This is a genomic window from Brevibacillus reuszeri (assembly GCF_002897295.1).
GTDB classification, from domain to species: Bacteria; Bacillota; Bacilli; order Brevibacillales; family Brevibacillaceae; genus Brevibacillus; species Brevibacillus reuszeri_A.
In genome coordinates, this window is the sequence record NZ_BEXF01000001.1 from 646,516 (window position 1) to 660,747 (window position 14,232).

12 protein-coding genes are annotated in these 14,232 nt (G+C 48.2%); 10 read left to right on the forward strand and 2 right to left on the reverse strand.

The features are described 5' to 3' along the window. The first annotated feature begins 147 nt into the window (after nt 1-147). The 6 genes from C3B52_RS03130 (at nt 148) to C3B52_RS03155 (ending at nt 7,648) form a co-directional block, all read left to right on the forward strand. On the forward strand, nt 148-1,830 hold the full coding sequence (locus tag C3B52_RS03130) for a sigma-54 interaction domain-containing protein (protein ID WP_103104612.1): 1,683 nt from the start codon (nt 148-150) through the stop codon (nt 1,828-1,830). A 71-nt stretch (nt 1,831-1,901) separates the two neighbouring features. Then, entirely contained in the window at nt 1,902-2,828 is a 927-nt protein-coding gene (locus C3B52_RS03135; RefSeq protein WP_235615581.1) for an NAD(P)-dependent oxidoreductase, read from the forward strand. Between the two features lie 152 nt (nt 2,829-2,980). Next, nucleotides 2,981-3,565 (forward strand): TetR/AcrR family transcriptional regulator, encoded by a 585-nt coding sequence (locus tag C3B52_RS03140; RefSeq protein WP_103104613.1) that lies wholly within the window; start codon nt 2,981-2,983, stop codon nt 3,563-3,565. A 93-nt stretch (nt 3,566-3,658) separates the two neighbouring features. Then, nucleotides 3,659-4,966 carry a cytosine permease gene (locus C3B52_RS03145; RefSeq protein WP_103104614.1) on the forward strand — a complete coding sequence of 436 codons (1,308 nt, stop codon included), beginning with the start codon at nt 3,659-3,661 and terminating at the stop codon, nt 4,964-4,966. A gap of 34 nt (nt 4,967-5,000) precedes the next feature. After that, the gene (locus C3B52_RS03150; protein WP_103104615.1) at nt 5,001-6,098 is read left to right on the forward strand and encodes a DUF917 domain-containing protein; all 1,098 of its coding nucleotides are present in this window, start codon (nt 5,001-5,003) and stop codon (nt 6,096-6,098) included. Continuing rightward, nucleotides 6,095-7,648 carry a hydantoinase/oxoprolinase N-terminal domain-containing protein gene (locus C3B52_RS03155; protein ID WP_103104616.1) on the forward strand — a complete coding sequence of 518 codons (1,554 nt, stop codon included), beginning with the start codon at nt 6,095-6,097 and terminating at the stop codon, nt 7,646-7,648. The genes C3B52_RS03150 and C3B52_RS03155 overlap by 4 nt, the downstream gene beginning before the upstream one ends. A 174-nt stretch (nt 7,649-7,822) precedes the next feature. Here the strand turns inward: C3B52_RS03155 and C3B52_RS03160 are convergent, their stop codons facing one another. Next, complete coding sequence (locus tag C3B52_RS03160) at nt 7,823-8,851, reverse strand: AI-2E family transporter (protein WP_103104617.1); 1,029 nt, start codon at nt 8,849-8,851, stop codon at nt 7,823-7,825. A 206-nt stretch (nt 8,852-9,057) separates the two neighbouring features. Here C3B52_RS03160 and C3B52_RS38385 point away from each other — a divergent pair, with 206 nt between their 5' ends. Beyond that, nucleotides 9,058-9,738, forward strand: a complete 681-nt coding sequence (locus tag C3B52_RS38385) for a response regulator transcription factor (protein WP_103104618.1) — start codon at nt 9,058-9,060, stop codon at nt 9,736-9,738. Further along, nucleotides 9,735-11,510, forward strand: a complete 1,776-nt coding sequence (locus tag C3B52_RS03170) for a HAMP domain-containing sensor histidine kinase (protein ID WP_103104619.1) — start codon at nt 9,735-9,737, stop codon at nt 11,508-11,510. The genes C3B52_RS38385 and C3B52_RS03170 overlap by 4 nt, the downstream gene beginning before the upstream one ends. Before the next feature lie 77 nt (nt 11,511-11,587). Here the strand turns inward: C3B52_RS03170 and C3B52_RS03175 are convergent, their stop codons facing one another. Continuing rightward, complete coding sequence (locus tag C3B52_RS03175) at nt 11,588-11,788, reverse strand: hypothetical protein (RefSeq protein ID WP_103104620.1); 201 nt, start codon at nt 11,786-11,788, stop codon at nt 11,588-11,590. A 134-nt stretch (nt 11,789-11,922) separates the two neighbouring features. Between C3B52_RS03175 and C3B52_RS03180 the strand changes: the two genes are divergently transcribed. Beyond that, complete coding sequence (locus C3B52_RS03180; protein WP_103104621.1) at nt 11,923-12,342, forward strand: GNAT family N-acetyltransferase; 420 nt, start codon at nt 11,923-11,925, stop codon at nt 12,340-12,342. Between the two features lie 101 nt (nt 12,343-12,443). Continuing rightward, nucleotides 12,444-14,063, forward strand: a complete 1,620-nt coding sequence (locus C3B52_RS03185) for a peptide ABC transporter substrate-binding protein (protein ID WP_373419705.1) — start codon at nt 12,444-12,446, stop codon at nt 14,061-14,063. Nucleotides 14,064-14,232 lie beyond the last annotated feature (169 nt).

Sequence of the window (14,232 nt, forward strand, 5' to 3'; positions counted from 1 at the left end):
AGAAAGAAAATTGAAAAAAATAGACATTGCCTCTATAATGAATCCAATACAATCGCATTTTATCTAAAAAAATAGGTTCCTCCCGTAACAGGCAGCAAGACGTTATGGGGGGATTTTCAACGTATAGACCAAGAGAGGGTGGAGCCTATGACATCTTTGGATTTCTTGAATGAATCTTTTGCCTTCTGCTTACAGTCAGATTGGGAAGAAGCGGCACGCCAGATGAGCACGGATGCGCTTTTTATCATGGACAAAAACCAGTCTGTTACTGGCGTCGTTATGCGGGAGTGTCCCGAGGATCTGCGGTCAGTGGGAGTGTGTGCCTTAGAAGAGATCGAGATACGAGAAGCGGAGTGGGATCGATACGATCAGTGGGCATTGGTAAATTCCCAGGGACAGATAGTGGGCTGGGTCAAAACAACAGAGCTGTACCGCCATTTCTTTCGTATATACAAAGAAAAACAGGCTAACTATTCACTGGAGCTGGAGGCTGTTTTTAATACGAGCTATGATATGTTTTACATTTCGGATGGAGAAGGAATTACGCAACGGGTTAGCAGATCGTCCGAGCGACTTTACGGCTACAGTCCCGAAGATTTGGTCGGCAAAAGCATTTATGATTTGGAACGCTCTGGTGTGTTTCAGCCGTCCATTACAAGGCTCGTGCTAGAGCGAAATGAAAAAGTACAGGTGATTCAATCCACGCGGATGGGTGGCAGATTGATGGTGATGGGAACTCCGGTGAAGGACGAGCATGGCAACATCGTGCGCGTTATCAACTTCAGTCGTGACATTACGGAGGAAAAACGACTGCAGGAGGAGCTGGAAAACGCGCGCGGGCTTCTGGAGGGCTACCGGCAGGAGCTGCGCAAATGGAGTCAGCTGACGGAGCAGGATGGAGCCTTTATCACCAAAAGCGAACAAATCAGGCAAGTAGTCATCCTGGCAGGAAAGCTGGCAGAAGTCGACTCTACTGTCCTGATTTTGGGAGAATCAGGGGTAGGAAAAGAGGTAGTCGCTTCATATATTCACAACAACAGTCAGCGCAAGGAAAAGCCGTTCATCAAAATCAACTGCTCGGCCATTCCCGAGCATTTGCTAGAGTCAGAGCTGTTCGGTTATGAAAAAGGTGCATTTACAGGAGCGACCAAGGAGGGTAAGCCAGGGCTTTTTGAGCTGGCGAATGAAGGCACGCTGGTTCTTGACGAAATTGGCGAGCTGCCCTTGAGTTTGCAAGTAAAACTATTGCGTGTACTGCAGGAACACGAATTTGTCCGAATCGGAGGGACCAAACCGATCAAGATTGATGTGCGGATCATCGCGGCAACCAACCGAAATCTCCAGGAGGAGACGAGACTCGGACGCTTCCGTGAGGATTTGTATTATCGGCTGAATGTCGTACCAGTCAATATCCCTCCTTTGCGCGAGCGAACCGATGATATATTGCCCTTGCTGTTATTTTTCAAAGACAAGTTCAATCGAAAGTATAAAAAGACAAAAACCTTTTCACAGGAAGCATTGGAATGCTTGCAGGCGTACAAATGGCCAGGAAATGTACGTGAGCTGCAAAACATCGTCGAGCGATTAATCGTCATTACGGATCAGGATGTGATAGAGGTCGCTCATTTGCCAGAAATCGTGCATCCAATGCAGCATGCTCACTCCAGGCTGAGTGTCACGGAAATCATTCCGTTAAAAGAGGCTATTTCCATGCTGGAAAATCAATTGCTGACGATGGCACGGGATAAATACAAAACGACGACGAGAATGGCAGAGGTATTGAAAGTAGATCAATCGACTATCAGCCGAAAGCTAGGGAGGATCAAGTAGCATAAATCTTTCCAATTGTGCGAGAATGAGCGGGGAGGAATTTAGATACACTAACGAGAAGTATATGACGGATGAAAAAGAGTGAAATGATTGGAGTGGTTATCTTGTCATTGAAGGCAGAAAATACAGTCATCGGATTTGTTGGAACTGGCGTTATGGGAAAAAGCATGGCGTCCCATTTTCTGAATGCTGGTTACCAGGTGCTGGTATATACGCGTACAAAGGAAAAGGCCGAAGACTTGCTCGCACGCGGTGCGGTTTGGAAAGAGCGTATTTCCGATCTGGCAGCGTCATCGAATGTCATCATTACGATGGTCGGCTATCCAAGTGATGTAGAAGAGGTGTACCTAGGAGCAGAGGGAATCGTATCCCATGCAAAGCCAGGTACTTTCTTATTAGATATGACCACATCCAAGCCGTCCCTTGCGAAAAAGATTTACGAGGAAGCAAAGAACAAATCGTTGTATTCGCTGGATGCGCCAGTTTCCGGTGGCGATGTAGGAGCGCGCGAGGCCAGGCTGACCATCATGGTAGGTGGCGATCAGGAAGCGTTTGACAGCGTAGAGCCACTGCTGCAAATTATGGGAAAAAACGTCGTTCTCCAAGGTGGTCCAGGAGCGGGGCAGCATACCAAAATGTGCAATCAGATCTGTATTGCAACGAATATGATCGGTGTGTGTGAAGCCATTGCCTATGCGAAAAAAGCTGGGCTAGATCCTACCAGAGTGCTGACAAGCATCGAGGCAGGAGCAGCAGGCAGCTGGTCTTTATCCAATCTGGCGCCGCGCATGATTGCTGGTAATTACGCTCCAGGCTTTTATATCAAGCATTTTATCAAGGACATGGGCATTGCTTTGGAAGCAGCGAAAGAAATGGGCCTTTTGACTCCAGGGCTGGAGCTGTCCAAATCACTGTATGAGGAGCTCGCTGACAAAGGCGAGCAAGACAGCGGTACGCAAGCGCTGATCAAATGGTTCGAGGGAACATTGGAACAATAAGGAAATTGGCCTCCTTTATCGGTACATTCGATAGAGGAGGCTTTTTATTTGCGGATTTCAAAAAGGATTGACTTGTCAGTTAATTCGCTATAGAATTTCACTTAATTAACGCTCATTAAGTAAATGGGCGCTAGCAGATAAAGGGGGTATCTATGACCACGAGAGACAAAATCAAGGCAGTCGCCATGACCCATTTTGCAAAAGGAGGGTATGAGGGCACACCTTTGTCAGCTATCACAAAAGAAGTGGGGGTTACGACCCCGGCGGTTTATGCCTTCTTTGGCAGCAAGGAAGAGCTGTTTTTATCGATTTTCGAGGACGTTTTGAAGAATCACTATCACTCTGTCAAAGAAGCAATTGAGGAAGCGAAAAGCGGTACGGTGGAGCAAAGGCTGTACCAAATATTGCGGGGGGCCTTCACCTACCACGTGAGCCACGAAGAGGAAACCATTTTTTACAAGCGTGCCATGATGTTTCCCCCAGCTCCTCTGGAGGACAAGCTCAAGGAACGATTTGGTGAAACAGAGGGGATGCTGACAGGCGAGATCCTCACGTTGCTGACCGAGGGCATAGAAACAGGTGTTATCGATGATCGCCCCATCGAAGACTTGCTGGATGGATTTTTGTGTCTGATGGACGGATTGTTTTTACAAATGTTCTACTATGACGAGAAAAAGTACGAACAAAAGCTGCACAATATATGGAAGCTGTTCTGGAGTGGGATCGCAGGATCGTAAAAAGCTCCTTACATCGTAATGAAAAAGAGCGACCGCGATATAGCCGTACGCGATTCAGAAAAAAAGACAGATACAACTCAGGGGGTTATTAGCATGGAAGAGGCGAACAACACGAAAAATGACTACGAACGCGAACCGGTCCCGCTCTCTCTGCGCAAAGGGTGGATTCCGCTCAGTCTCGTCTGGATTGCGATCGGCATTGATATTTCCTCGATGCTACTGGGAGCACAGCTTGGCGGCGGCATGGATTTTGGGGATGCGATTGGGGCTGTCATGCTCGGCTCACTGCTTCTAGGGATAATGGGGGCAATCTGCGCGTATATCGGGGCTGCCACTGGGTTATCAACAGCAATGATTACGCGTTATGCGTTTGGTGAATATGGAGCAAGATTGATTTCTGCGATCATCGGCCTCTCTCTTTTAGGGTGGTTCGGTGTGCAGGCAGGCTTCTTTGCTCAGAATGTTCAGACTGCTCTGGATTCGGTACTAGGCATCAAGCTGGATGATTCCATACTTTCGGTCATTGGTGGATTGCTGATGATGTCTACCGCCATTTATGGTTACCGGGCTCTGGAGAGACTCAGCTCCTGGGCTGTTCCACTCATGGTGCTGCTGATCGGAGTTTCCATCTTCTTGACCCTTCGTGCGCATCCGCTCGCAGAAATATCCCAGATGGGCGTAAATGGGGAGCCCATGTCCTTTGGGATGGCGGTGTCTCTGGTCATCGGTATTTTTGTTGTCGGGACGATCATTACTCCTGACGTTTCCAGATGGGCACGGACGCGAAAGGATGCGGTTCTCGCTTCGTTCTTTGGTTTTTTTATCGGTAACAGCTTCATGATCGTAGTGGCTATCATCTTGTCCAAAGCGATGGGAACCAGTGATCTGACGACGATTTTTCTCGCGCTCGGTCTGGGGATTCCGGCAATTCTCGTCATCACGCTGGCACAGTGGACGACCAATACGAGTAATTTGTACTCCTCCTCGCTTGGCTTTGCTGTCGTTTTCAGCAAGGTTCCAAAGACACTGATTACCGTGGTAGCAGGGCTGCTTGCGACTGCTCTGGCGTATATGGGAATTTATGACCGCTTTATTACCTTCCTGTCGTTCATCACGATGCTGATTGCGCCGGTTGGGGGAATTTGCATCGCGGAGTATTACGTAGTCAACCGCGCGGCCTTTGCTTTTGAAAAAGGACACAAGCAGCTTATCGCCCGTTCCCTGGTATCATGGCTTCTTGCCTCCTTCATTGCGTATTGCACCACAGCAGCTCCTGATGGTCTCAGCTTGTTCCATTTGACTACCGTTCCTGCTCTGGATGGCTTTTTGAGTGGTGTACTGTTCCAGATCGTACTCGGCAAGGTCCTTGCTAAAAGGGAAGCAGCAAATCAGGCAGCGTAGGCGACATTTTGAGTAGAAAGGAAGATTCGAATCGATGAGATATATTGACGCACAAGCGATTGAAGATATTGCAGCGGGTGCTGCCGTCCTCGGTACTGGAGGAGGGGGAGACCCGTATATCGGCAAGATGATGGCCTTGCAGGCGATTGAAAAATACGGTCCAATCCCGCTCTTGACGCTCGATGAGCTGGAGGATGACGTTCTGGTCGTGCCTTCCAGCATGATTGGCGCACCGACTGTCATGGTTGAAAAGGTTCCAGCCGAGGGAATGGTTACCCAGGCGCTTAATCTGATTGAGCAGGCATTGGGCAAAAAGGTAGCGGCGACGATGCCGATCGAGGTAGGAGGAGTGAATTCGATTATTCCTCTCGTGGTCGCAGCAGAAAAAGGCATACCTGTCATTGACGCGGACGCGATGGGCAGAGCTTTTCCTGAGGCGCAAATGGTCACCTTTTACCTCGATGGACTCCCGGCTGCACCTACAGCGATGACCGATGAACGAGGCAACGGTGTAGTCATGTATCCGGTAGACGGAGTCATGTCAGAGCGATTGGCACGCAGCGTAACGATTCAGATGGGTGGCTCTGCTTCCATGTGCGACTATCCGCTTTCAGGCAAGCAAGTAAAGCAAAGTGCGATTCCCGGTACACTGACACTGGCGCAGGAGATTGGTGCCCTGCTTCGCACCGCACGCAGTCAGGAAACAAGCCCGGTGCGGATGCTCATGGACAAGCTAGGTGGCTTCGAGCTGTTTACAGGCAAGACCGTTGATATTAGCCGCCGCACGGAAAGCGGCTTTACGAAGGGCCAGGCTACCTTTGATGGAATCGATGACTATCGGGAGCGCAGAATGACGCTAGGCTTTCAAAACGAGCATCTGGTCGCATTGGAAAATGGCCAGCCGCTCGCTACAACACCTGACCTGCTCGCTGTTCTGGACAAGGAGACGGGCATGCCGATTACGACAGAAGGCTTGAAATACGGTACGCGTGTATCTGTTGTGGCTATCCCGTGCCATCCCAAATGGCGCACGGAAAAAGGCATCGAGACGGTAGGACCTCGTTATTTCGGGTACGATTTTGATTATGTGCCTGTTGAGCAGCTAGTGAGAAAGAGAGGGGAACAGGCATGAGCTACCGGATCGGGATTGACGTAGGAGGCACCAATACGGATGCTGTCCTGCTGGATGAACAGTTAAAAGTTGTATACGAGGTGAAGTCGCCAACGACAGCAGATGTCAGCTCTGGCATTTATGAAGCCCTCAGACGGGTTGTGCAGGACAGCGGCGTAAATCCGGGAGAAGTGCGTTACGCCATGCTCGGTACGACACATTGCACCAATGCAATTGTTGAGCGAAAGCGGCTGAATCGGGTAGGCATGATCCGCGTAGGAAAACCGGCGACGACTGCGGTTCGTCCGATGATGGGCTGGCCCGAAGACCTGCGAGCAGCGGTAGGGGAAAACTGGCATATCGTCTCTGGCGGGTATGAGTATGATGGACGCACGATCGTACCGCTAGACGAAGAGGAGATCCGACAAATATGCCGAGGCATGAAGGGCACTATCGAAACAGTGGCGATCTCAGGTGTTTTCTCTCCGGCAAACGCCGACCAAGAAAAGCGAACAGCAGAAATTGTACGCGAGGAGCTGGGGGACGCAATCTCCATCTCTTTATCGCATGAAATCGGCAGCATCGGGCTGTTGGAGCGGGAAAACGCGACGATTCTGAATGCCGCTCTCATTCAAACGGCAAAAATGGTTGCAGAAGGCTTCAGAGAAGCACTGCGTAATAACGGAATTGAAAATGCTGGCATTTACTTTGGTCAAAATGATGGAACCTTGATGTCTCTGGAATACGCCATGCGCTATCCGATCTTGACCATTGCTTGCGGTCCTACGAATTCCATACGCGGAGCGGCACACCTGTCAGGACGTAAAGATGGGCTGGTCGTAGATGTGGGAGGAACGACTACAGATATCGGTGTTCTGGTGAATGGCTTTCCGCGCCAATCTTCTCTCGCTGTTGATATTGGAGGAATCCGTACCAACTTCCGGATGCCTGACATTCTCTCGGTAGCGATCGGGGGAGGTACAATCGTCCGCCATGAAGGAGATACCATCAAGCTCGGACCTGACAGCGTTGGCTACCAATTGCATAACCGTGCCCTGATCGTCGGTGGAGACACGATGACAGCGACAGACGTAGCGGTCATGATAGGGCGATTCCAGTGGTCAGGAGCAAAACTGGACGGGCTCGATCGCGCGTTCTGCGAAAAAGTCGATGAAAAGCTGGTTGCGGATGTGGAGGATGCCATCGACCGGATGAAAACGAGTCCTACTCCCGTTCCCGTCATTCTCGTAGGCGGCGGAAGTGTACTGCTTCCCGATCAAATGAAAGGGGTATCTGAGGTAATCCGCCCCGAGCATTTTGGAGCGGCAAACGCGATTGGTGCTGCGCTTGGACAAGTGAGCGGTCAGCTTGAAAAGATTTATGCTCTGGACGAGATGACGCGCGAAGAAGCGCTCGAAGACGCAAGGAACGGAGCCGTTCGCGAGGCAATTGCAGCAGGAGCAGATGCGGATTCCATTGAGATTGTCCATCTGGAGGACATCCCCCTGGCGTATTTGCCTGGAAATGCGATTTTGATTCGAGTCAAGGCGGCAGGAGTGCTTGCGGCATAAAGTCCTTTTATGCTGCTGGATATAGGAAATGAGAAAAAGGTTGTCGATTAGTCGACAGCCTTTTTTGCGATCTCCGGCACTGGGAAGCATATGAAAGCAAAAAAGCTTTTCTGGCAGCGGCATCATTTCATGCTCGCTGTACCAGAAAAGCTTGTATATACGTAAAAGCCTGACTTATTGCGTAGTTACTGCTTTCGGAAGAGGCTGCCCCATCTTTTTCACTTCAAGAATGTCCAACAGGAAGACGAACGAAGGGATTCCGACGATCAGACCCCAGACCCCAAAGAAATGCTCGGAGAAGATTAGAACCACGAACGTATAGAAGATCGGCAGATGTGTTTTGGATGCCATCAGTCTCGGATTGAGTACGTACGCCTCTAGTGCGTGAATCAGAGCAATGAAGATGAGCAGGTACACAACCGTATGCAGTCCACCGATACTAAATGCGATGGCACTGAGTGGAATCAGCGAGATCACCACACCAGCGACAGGGATGAGACCCAGTACGAAAATCAAGAGAGCCAGACCGATCAGATTCGGGAAGCCCATGATCCAGAGGGCGATGGTCGTGAGTATCGAGTTAATCAACGCAATCAGTAATTGAGTTTCAATCACTTTTCCAAACGTCGTGATAAACTTTTTGCTGAAGTACTCAATCTCTGTATACAGCCAGGAGAGCTTGCTTCCCCGGAACTGAGCAGTGAATGCGATGACATTGTCCTTTCCTAAAAGGAAGAACAGGCTTAGAATTAGGGCTAAAAACAGATTGAATCCCCAATTCTTTACGACCGTCAGAAAATCAAGACTGCTTTTCACGAGACCTTGCATATCCAGTTTTTCCAATGCAGGCATCAAGTACTGCATAAACTCATTATCCTGCTGATTCCGAAAGACGTGCTCAATGACATGAATCAGTTGGGCGCTCTGATGGATGAGGGAAGGGAATACTTTTGCCCCTCCTACAACCAGCAAGGCTGTAAGCACAACATATTGCGTGACGAGAACAAGCTTTGGACTGATTGGAACAACTTTATGAATCAGCTTGGTGACATGAAAATGCAACCGATCCATTAAAAAGGTAACCAGGAAGGTCAAAAGTACGACATTTATCATGCTTCCCAGAGAATAGAGCAGCAAGCAGAATAATGCTAGAATCCCAAAGCGTCTGACATCTGGTTTTTTCAGGAAGGTGAGCAGATTCATGGGAACATCCTTTCCAATTTAAAACGTTCTATTCTATTAAAACAGATTACAATACTCTTGTGTACTTCTTGTGTCCTTTTCCCGCATTCCCCATCTTTTAATCCAAAAAATGGGCAAAACACACAAAAGACACAGCGATCATCTATACTGATGGCGCAGGATTTTCTCCTGAGTGAGAAAGTTGAGCCGAAGGGGGACATCAACAGATGAAACGACAAGTGCTCCTGATTGAAGATGAAAGCCGCATTCGCGAAATCGTTGCTGACTATTTCGAGCGGGAGCAATGGATCGTATATGAAGCTGAAAATGGTAGACAAGCAATCGAGATGCTAGAATCGCTAAGGGTCGATCTGATTATCCTCGACATCCTCATGCCGGAAATGGACGGCTGGGCTGTGTGCAAGTACGTCCGCGCCAGATCCGATGTGCCCATCATCATGCTGACTGCGAAATCAGAGGATGACGATAAAATGCTCGGCTTTGAGCTAGGGGCAGATGATTATGTCACCAAGCCATTCAGCCCGAAAGTGCTCGTTGCCCGAGCCAACACCCTCATGAAGCGGGTGGAGGGAACTGTGGGCAAAGCCGATCATCTGCTGTGCTTTGGCCACGTGGTGATCAACAAACGGGCACGCCGTATGGAAATCATGGGAGAAGAAATTGATCTCACCCCTAAAGAATATGAACTGCTTGTATACCTGATCAAAAACGCCGGAATCGTGCTTTCTCGTGAAACGATTATGGATCACGTGTGGGGCTTCGATTACTTTGGTGATTTGAGGGTCGTTGATACCCATATCAAGAAGCTTCGCAGCAAGCTAGGCGGCGAAGCACGTCACATCCGAACGGTAATTAAGGCTGGCTATACCTTCGAGGAAGAACGATGAAGCGGCGGGGGGTAACAGTCAAGCTGTTCGCTATCACCTCATCGCTTTTCCTGTTGTTATATACGATCATTATGCTCGGTCAGTTACTTTTTTTTGAACAATTTTATCAATCGAAGAAATTGGGAGATCTGGAAAAAAAGCTAAAGACGTTTTCGGAGCACTACGTCTCGAAGCAATGGGATGACGAAAGCATGGCAAACGAAGTGTCTTTGTTTATCAGCCGCAATAAAGCGCAAATTGCCATCGTCAGCACAGACGGGAAGGTTAAGGTCGATAACCCATTTGGCATCGTCATCCGCAATAAAGCGGGGGAAAAAGTGAAAATCTCCCTGTCTATGTTTCCTGATGTCTATCGAAAGGATTTAATTAATGCGAATTTGCATATAGGTGATCACATCGAGGCGGTGGGCGTCTTTGAGGAAGGCATTCCACAGACCCTGTTTTATCCCTTGGTAATCCACAAGTCAGGTGAAAAGCCAATCGGCAGCTTGAAATCGGGTGGAACGGCAGAGCCGCTGGAGCGGTTATCTGGCGAAATAACAGGAATGCTGCTACCTTCGCCAAATCAATGGAACTCACGTCAAGGAATCCTGTTTCTCGTGATCAAAGACTGGTTCCCACTAACGGAAGCACGCAAAGCAAATCTGGAGAGCGGCAAAGTGATTGAGGAGGAATGGGTAGAGCCGTGGAGCGGAGTCCGCAGCCTCGTCGTGATTCAACCAGCGATGAAGGATGGCCACGTAACGGATCTCATTATCGCATCGACATCGCTTCAGCAAATTAGTGAGGCAAACGACGCCCTGCGCTTGTTTTACATCTATATTGGAATCGGAGGATTTGCTCTGATTCTCTTGCTGTCTCTCATCTTTTCCAAAGTGGTTTCGAAGCCGCTGCTTTCTTTGAACAAAAGCGCTTTGCAGATGGCCAAGCTGGACTTTTCCGTAAAATCGCCGATTATGAGAAACGATGAATTCGGCAGTCTGGCGAGAAGCTTAAATACGATGGCGGAAAAGCTCGATATGACCTTGAAGGAATTGCAGCAAGCAAATGAGCAGCTCCGCGCAGAAATGGACCAGAAAAAGCGGATGGAGCTGATTCAGAAGGAGTTTGTATCCAATGTTTCGCATGAACTGAAAACACCGATTAGCATCGTCAAAAGCTTTGCCGAAGGATTAAAGGATGGCGTCGGGGAGAACAAGCACGATCGATATATCGAGGTTATTTTGGATGAAACCGAGAAGATGGAAGACCTCGTCAGAGATATGCTGGAGCTGACGAAGCTGGAATCGAAAACGATCAAGCTGAAAAAAAGCTCTTTCTTTGTCAGTGAGCTGATGGAAGAAGTCGTAGATAAGCTGCTGCTCCATTTTAATGAAAAGAATTTGCAGGTTGTTACGATTTTGGCGAATGAGGAGGCTCTCTACGCCGATCAGGTCAAAATTGAGCAGATTCTGTTTAATATTTTGGTCAACGCGATTCGGCATGCGCGTGTCGGCAGTGAGATTACGGTACGCATCGAAGGAAGAGATAATCGCGATTTATCCGTGGCGATTGAAAATGAAGGAGAGCATATTCCTGAGGATCAGCTTGACCATATTTGGGATCGCTTTTATCGGATCGAGCGCTCACGCAACCGCAAGACTGGGGGAACGGGTCTCGGACTTGCCATCGTCAAGCATATCGTAGAATTGCACGAGGGTACGTACGGTGTGCGCAATACAGAGCGAGGGGTTACTTTTTTCTTTGTGCTGCCATGTCACATGCAAACGTAAATAGCGCTGGAAACAGCCAAACCAGGCGTAACACCACTGCACATGACTGGGGGGTTACGCCTTTTGTGTACGATCTTCTAGTGGACGGGCCAGTATTGCTGTACCAAAAGATAGAAGACGACAGCCAAAACTGCTGTAGAGACTAGACATAGAATGAGCGTAACCAACGAGATTTGGCTAAGCTTGTAAGCTACCAGGAAAAAAATCGTAAACGCAATATAGGCAATAAGCGTAGTTTCTTCTAAATAAGCCACATTTGTCACCTCGCCATCTATCATAGCCGATTTCTGCCTGCAAGATCAAAAGATTTGCTAGAGAAGAATGCTATAGAAAATCAGTTAAAATATGGTAAGTTAAACGAGAGTGAACCATTTTTGCAAAGACCGTATGTAAGAGAAGGAGAGAGATAAGCATGGGGTTAACCATATCAAATGTAGCAAAGACAGAAGACAAGCAGTATGTCCGTAACAAATTGATTGCGTATAATTACGCGAACTTTCCCGCTGAACTAAAAGACATGTATGAAGAAGTAAACCTTTTTGTAAAAGATGCAGCGGGTCAAACCTATGGCGGGCTTGTAGGCGAGATATGCTGGAACTGGCTGGAGGTTCACTATTTGATTGTTGATGAAAGCGTGCGAGGACAAGGCTACGGCAAAAAGCTGCTCGCGGCGGCAGAAGACATCGCGAGAGAAAAAGGCTGCGATTTTATCAAGCTGGATACGCTTAGCTTTCAGGCGATCGATTTTTATAAAAAGCATGCTTACGAAGTATACGGTGTGATTGAAAACGCAGGTGGGCACACGCACTATTATTTGAAGAAGAATCTGTAGAGGAAGCGAAACGTCTGAAGGAGACAAATATAAATTGTTGCCGCCTACATGATTTGATAAAATAGTAAATATTGGATAATTAGGGATAGAGGGGAAATCAATTGGAAAAGAAAATGAAAGTGGCAACGAATCTTTTCCTCGCGGCTGGTGTGCTGGCATCTTCTGCGGGTATTGTTCATGCGGCAGAAGTAAAGCCGCAGACTTCCACAACAGCATCTGAAAAACGCCTGCTCCGGCTAAATATGCCAGATGGTATATATACGGCTGATCCTGCACTGGCGGAGGACGCAAGCTCGATCGCTCTTGTAAGAGCGACCTTTGATGGCTTGACGCGAGTGGGACCCGATGGAAAAATCCAGCTCTCTGTGGCGCAAAAGATAGATGTATCCGATGATCTGAAAACGTACACGATTTACTTGCGGGATACAAAATGGAGCAATGGTGATCCTGTTACCGCTGGTGATTTCGAATACGCTTGGAAGCGAATGCTTGATCCCGAAAAGGGGAGTAATTATGCCTACATGCTGTATTACCTTCAAAATGCTGAAAAAGCGAACTTTGGAACACTCGGCTTGGACAAGGTCGGCGTCACTGCGGTCGATGCGAAAACGTTGAAAGTAACCTTGGAGCAGCCTGCCCCTTTTTTTACGGAATTGCTAACACTTCCTAGCTACTATCCTGTGAACAAAAAAGTAGTAGAGGCAAACCCGTTATGGGCAGAAAACGCTTCTACACATGTAGGAAATGGACCTTTTACGATTGAGTCGTGGACACGACAGGAAAAACTAGTCCTAGTAAAAAACAAGCATTATTGGGATCATGCGGCAGTCAAGCTGGATAAGCTGGAATTCACCATGATTCGCGGTGAGAATGAGGAGCTTACTCTGTTTGAGGAGGGCAAGCTGGATTGGGCGGGAGCTCCTCTCAATGCTTTGCCAGTGGAAGCAAAGTCAGCGTTGAAGCAAAAAGGCTTACTGCAGAAACAACCGATTGCAGGCGTATATTGGTACAAATTTAATACGGAGCAGCAGCCATTTACCAATGTAAAGATTCGGAGGGCTTTTGCTTATGCCATCAATCGGCAGGAGCTGGTAGACAGCGTGCTAGATTCGGTTCAATATCCGGCAATGGGACTCGTTCCGTTAACAACGTCGCTTAAAAAGGAAGGATACTTCAAAGACAATGACAAAGAGACGGCCAAAAAGCTGCTTGCAGAAGGGATGAAGGAGCTGGGTCTGACAAAGCTACCACCCATTTCTCTTTCCTTTAACCAATCGGATGCCCATCGAGTCATTGCGGAAACGATCCAAAAGCAATGGAAAGACTCTCTTGGCGTAGATGTGGCTTTGGAGGACAAAGAGTGGAAGGTCCATTTAGACGATATGCGCGATGGACATTACCAAATCGGTCGTATGGGCTGGGTAGGCGATCTTAATGATCCGATCAATTACTTGGAGCTATTCAAGGACAAGTATGGAGATTTAAATGATACCTACTGGGCCAACAGCAAGTATCAGGAGCTGCTGAACCAATCAGCAACAGAAAAAGACCCTGAAAAACGCAAGCAATTGCTGGCAGCTGCAGAAGCCATCATCATGGATGAAATGCCAGTGGTTCCAATCTATTTCTTTACCAATCAGTGGGTACAAAAGAAAGAGCTAAAAGGCGTAGTAATGGACGGCCTCGGGAATATCGACTACAAATGGGCTCATAAAGAATAAAAAGAGAAGCTCCTTCTGATCAAAGAAGGGGCTTCTCTTGCGTGTGCGCCCAGCATGGGCGTTATCTCTAGGGTTAAAGTCCCGAATGGTGAAGGCAGTAGTAACCATTAGCCTAAGACAAGGGTGTCCACCGTGAGGTGGAATCTGAAGGAAGTTGGCGGCAAACCTC

What these genes read in the sequence shown, in the direction of transcription:
- C3B52_RS03130 (WP_103104612.1), top strand. Translation starts at nt 148, where the DNA reads ATGACATCTTTGGATTTCTTGAATGAATCTTTTGCCTTCTGCTTACAG.
- C3B52_RS03135 (WP_235615581.1), top strand. Translation starts at nt 1,902, where the DNA reads ATGAAAAAGAGTGAAATGATTGGAGTGGTTATCTTGTCATTGAAGGCA.
- C3B52_RS03140 (WP_103104613.1), top strand. Translation starts at nt 2,981, where the DNA reads ATGACCACGAGAGACAAAATCAAGGCAGTCGCCATGACCCATTTTGCA.
- C3B52_RS03145 (WP_103104614.1), top strand. Translation starts at nt 3,659, where the DNA reads ATGGAAGAGGCGAACAACACGAAAAATGACTACGAACGCGAACCGGTC.
- C3B52_RS03150 (WP_103104615.1), top strand. Translation starts at nt 5,001, where the DNA reads ATGAGATATATTGACGCACAAGCGATTGAAGATATTGCAGCGGGTGCT.
- C3B52_RS03155 (WP_103104616.1), top strand. Translation starts at nt 6,095, where the DNA reads ATGAGCTACCGGATCGGGATTGACGTAGGAGGCACCAATACGGATGCT.
- C3B52_RS03160 (WP_103104617.1), bottom strand. Translation starts at nt 8,851, where the DNA reads ATGAATCTGCTCACCTTCCTGAAAAAACCAGATGTCAGACGCTTTGGG.
- C3B52_RS38385 (WP_103104618.1), top strand. Translation starts at nt 9,058, where the DNA reads ATGAAACGACAAGTGCTCCTGATTGAAGATGAAAGCCGCATTCGCGAA.
- C3B52_RS03170 (WP_103104619.1), top strand. Translation starts at nt 9,735, where the DNA reads ATGAAGCGGCGGGGGGTAACAGTCAAGCTGTTCGCTATCACCTCATCG.
- C3B52_RS03175 (WP_103104620.1), bottom strand. Translation starts at nt 11,788, where the DNA reads ATGATAGATGGCGAGGTGACAAATGTGGCTTATTTAGAAGAAACTACG.
- C3B52_RS03180 (WP_103104621.1), top strand. Translation starts at nt 11,923, where the DNA reads ATGGGGTTAACCATATCAAATGTAGCAAAGACAGAAGACAAGCAGTAT.